Source organism: Confluentibacter lentus, assembly GCF_002806995.1.
Taxonomy (GTDB): domain Bacteria; phylum Bacteroidota; class Bacteroidia; order Flavobacteriales; family Flavobacteriaceae; genus Confluentibacter; species Confluentibacter lentus.
Genome location: NZ_NIHE01000013.1, coordinates 1 through 5,028 on the forward strand (window position 1 = coordinate 1; position 5,028 = coordinate 5,028).

The window sequence follows — 5,028 nt, forward strand, 5'->3', positions numbered from 1 at the left end:
ACATATCATGATTTCTCAAATTAAGATTTTACAAAATTTCATTTGCCTCATTTTTTTATTGCTGTCGTGCAACGCCTTTGCCCAGAGCTGGACCCAGTCCGAATTAAATTTCAACGGAATGGGCAATGTAAGCGGAGGTGTTACGTCCCTAATGTATGGCCCCGATGATCGGTTATATGTGGCAGAGTACACCGGTGCCATAAAAATACTCACCATACAGAGAAACGGGGCCGCAAGTTATGTTGTTACCAATATAGAGATTCTAGATGGGATACGCACCATGCCCGACCACAATGATGACGGTACCCCGTTCTCTAGCTTGAATAGGGAAACCCTGGGCCTTACGGTCGCTGGCACCCCCACCAATCCTGTGATTTATGTAACATCAAGCGATTTTCGTATCGGGGCCGGGGACGGTGGTGGCAATGGCGATGTCAATCTTGACACCAATTCTGGCGTCATAACGAGGTTTAGCTGGAACGGGGGCGCCTGGGAGGTTGTGGATATCGTAAGGGGGCTTCCCCGTTCCGAAGAGAACCATGCCACAAACGGCCTTGAATTTACGACCATCAATGGAACCGATTACCTAATAGTGGCACAGGGAGGCCATACCAATGGAGGCTCTCCTTCTACCAATTTTGTATATTCCTGTGAATATGCGCTTTCTGGTGCTGTCCTAGCCGTAAACCTCACCGCTCTTGAAGGCCTGCCCATTTTGGATGATAATGGCAGGGCATATATATACGATCTTCCTACCTTGGATGACCCCACGCGCCCAAACGTCCACGCCGATGGCTCTCCCGCTTCAGACGATCCCGATGACCCAAATTACTCCCCTTTAGATGTCAATGACCCTTGGGGGGGCAATGACGGGCTAAATCAGGCCATAGTGGTGCCCGGGGGGCCCGTTCAAATACTATCGCCTGGATATCGTAACGCCTATGACCTTGTCGTGACACAGGGCGGTGCGCTGTATGTTACGGATAACGGAGCAAACCAAGGATGGGGGGGGCTGCCTAAGAATGAAGGCGGTGGCTCTGTAACCAATGAGTACGACCCAAACGAACCCGGCAGTAGCGATAATTTATTATATGGCGAAATGGTTAACAACCTAGACCATTTGCAATTGGTTACCACTAACTTGCAAACCTATGCCTTTGGAAGCCTTCCGGAAACATATTATGGAGGGCACCCAAACCCCACAAGAGCAAATCCGGTAGGGGCTGGCTTATATACCGTTGATGGCGTAAACAGTGTTTTCCGGACACTTAAGTATGATCCGGACGGTAGCACTCCCGGTTCAACTTCAGATCCAAATGAAGCACTGCCCGTTAATTGGCCCCCACTTCCAATATCGGAAGCCAATACCGTGGAAGGGGATTGGCGTGGCCCTGGTATGGCCAACCCAGATGGGCCAAGTGACAACCCCGTTGTGACATGGGGCACCAATACCAATGGGATAGACGAGTATACAGCATCAAACTTCGGTGGTGTCATGCAGGGCAATCTTTTAGCCGGCACTAGTAATGGCCTCATTAGACGGGTTCAACTTAACGCCAACGGTACGTTGGCATCAGGCGGGTTTACATCTAATTTCCTTTCAGGGATGGGTGGAAATGCGTTGGGCATAACTTGTAATAGCGATTTTGATATATTTCCAGGAACCGTATGGGCAGGCACCTTGAATGGTAAAATAGTTGTTTTTGAACCAACGGACTTCTTAAATTGCTTAGAACCCAGTGATCCTCTATATGATGCCAATGCTGATTATGATAGCGACGGTTATTCAAACCAGGACGAAGAGGACAACGGGACCGAAATATGCAACGGGGGCTCTCAACCTGATGATTGGGACAAAGTTATGGGTGGGCAATTAATATCCGATTTGAACGACCCCGACGATGATTTTGATGGCATTCCTGACGCGCTCGATCCTTTTCAGTTGGGAGACCCTACAGTAAATGGAAGTGATGCTTTTACAATTCCCATATTCAATGACTTTTTTAATGACCAACAAAACCTTGGGGGAATTTACGGTCTTGGCCTAACGGGGCTCATGAATAATGGAGATACCGGTGCCAATTGGCTTCTGTGGCTTGATAGAAAGGATGACCCTAACGATCCTAATCCCAATGATGTGTTGGGAGGTGCGCCCGGGCTCATGACATCCCATATGACATCGGGTACCGCCCTCGGAATCTCTAACAATCAGGACAAGGGATATCAGTACGGCGTTCTGGTCCAAAATGATTCTGGCATCATTACGGTTGCGGGAGGAATGGTTGGCTTCAGTGGCCCTTTAACACTTTATGAGAACCTATCAGCCCCCTTGGGCGAATTGGGGTTCTTTATTGGTGATGGCACACAAAGCAATTACATAAAATTTGTAGCGACAACAGATGGTTTTGTTGCTCTCCAGGAAATTGATGATGTCCCACAAGGCCCCATAACTTATAATTTGTTGCCTGCTAATAGGCCAACTTCTGGAATTAAATTCTTCTTTGAAATCGATCCCTCCATAGGACAAGTAACCCTTAAATTCCAAATAGACGAAGGTCCGCTCACAACCTTAGGAACCATAGTGGCACAAGGAACCATTTTACAGGCCATACAAAATTCAAACTTTGATTTGGCCGTCGGATTGATCGGCTCTTCCAATCAAGACGGTGTTGAACTGGAAGGGACTTGGGATTATTTAAACGTAACCGCCGAAAAGCCTTATATAGTACAAAACATTCCTAATCAACAAGTAGAAACTGGGGCTCCTAACGATATCCTTGATTTAGATGACTATTTTGATGATAATAATGGTGCCGCTAATTTAACCTATAGCGTAGAGCTTAACACCAATGCAAACATACAGGCAAGCATTTCCAACAATGTGCTGACGATAGCATATCCATCTGAACCACAGACAGCGGATATAACCATCAGGGCAACTGACCTAAACGGCTATTTTGTGGAAGATACCTTCACGGTAAGCATTATCAGCTCTTCATTAATCCTTGCCAGGGTCAATGCCGGTGGCAACCTGGTTTCAGCAACAGATGGTGGCCCTAATTGGGAACAGAATAGCTCGGCCGGAGCAGCATCAGGTTCCAGTTATTCGGTTAATACCGGGACCGTTTATAATGGCGGGCTATTAAATGCGAACCGCCATAGCTCCATTCCCGATTATATAGACGAACCAACATACAATGCCATTTTTGCTCACGAGCGCTATGACGTTGCCACGGGCCCTGAAATGGAGTTTACATTTGTTGTAGAAAACGGTGGCTATCAGGTGAATCTGTACATGGGCAATAGCTTTGTAGGGACCTCACAAATAGGCGACCGTGTTTTTGATATCGAAATAGAGGGGGCAATCGTTGAAGACAACATGGACCTCATAGCCCATTTTGGACATGGGTCGGGCGGCATGGCAACCTATCCCGTTACCGTATCAGATGGCGTGCTTAACATCAAGTTTTTGCATGAGGTTGAAAACCCATTATTAAACGCCATAGAAATAATGGCCGCCCCTCCGCAATATCCTCCTATATCGGTAAGCCCAATAGCAGACCTAACAAACCTGACGGGAGATACCATAGGTGCTTTGGGAGTTTCCGCTTCTGGTGGAAACCCTAGCAATAATTTTACTTATGCCATTTCCGGCCAGCCCCTTGGAATAGATATCGAACCTACCAATGGATTGATTTATGGCACCATCGATCAAACGGCTTCTTCTGGGGGCACGAACAATGATGGTGTACATAACGTTACCGTTACCGTGGAAAAGACGGGGTCGACCTCGGTTATCGTAAACTTTAGCTGGACCGTTAATGGTTTGGCATGGTCTGATAAAAATGAAAATGAAGATTATACGGCCCGCCATGAATGCTCCTTTGTACAGGCAGGCGATAAGTTTTATCTGCTTGGAGGCAGGGAAAACCCAAGCACCTTGGATGTCTACGACTACACTACCAATAGCTGGAACTCCCTTGAGGATTCAGCGCCCATGGAGTTCAACCATTTTCAGGCAACCGAGTACCAAGGACTTATATGGGTAATAGGCGCCTTTGAAACAAATGCGTTCCCGAATGAAACACCTGCCGATTTTATATGGGCCTTCGACCCCGTTGCGCAGCAATGGATTCAGGGCCCAGAAATACCCTCCGGCAGAAGGAGGGGGTCTGCGGGACTGGTCGTCCACAACGATAAGTTTTACATTGTTGGCGGCAATACCATTGGACACAACGGTGGCTATGTCCCTTGGTTCGACGAGTACGACCCTATCTCGGGCATCTGGACAGCGCTAACAGATGCGCCAAGATCCCGTGACCATTTCCATGCAGCGGTGATCAACAATAAACTTTATGCCGCATCCGGACGCCTCTCAGGTGGGCCCGGGGGCACGTTTGCTCCGGTAATTGCGGAGGTCGATGTATATGACTTCTCCACGAATAGTTGGAGCTCGCTTCCTTCTGAACAAAATCTCCCCACGCCAAGGGCCGCCGCAATCGTAGCCAATTTTGAGGACAAGCTTGTAATTGCGGGCGGAGAGGTTTCTACAAATGCAGATGCCCTTGATGTCACAGAGATATACGATCCTTTGCACCAATCTTGGTCCACTGGGGCAAGCCTCGTTCACCCAAGGCATGGGACGCAGGGAATCGTGTCCGGAGATGGGATCTTTGTCGTGGCAGGCTCCCCTGTTATGGGGGGCGGAAGCCAAAAGAACATGGAGTTCTATGGAAGCGATAGCCCTGCGGGGGCACCGCTAACGGCCAGCGAACTGGTCGCTCCGGACACAGTCGATTTTAGCGCGCAAAATAGCCAGGACATAACATTGGGCCTAGAAAATGGAAATACGGGGGCCTTTATACGTTCGCTTGAGATAACCGGGCCCGATGCCCAGGATTTCGTTATCCAATCCGGAGATTTAAGCAACGTGCTATTAAAATCTAATTCCTCAAAAATCATCACTGTCGAATTCATTGGCTCTGGCACACAAAAAAATGCGACACTAACCATTAACTACGGCGCTTC

Annotated in this window: 1 protein-coding gene; it reads left to right on the plus strand. The window is 48.2% G+C overall.

Features of this window, described 5'->3' with window-relative positions; all coding sequences use genetic code 11:
* Positions 1-7: 7 nt before the first annotated feature.
* On the plus strand, positions 8-5,028 hold a 5,021-nt coding region (locus CDH50_RS14875; RefSeq protein WP_232732023.1), incomplete at its 3' end, for a Kelch repeat-containing protein.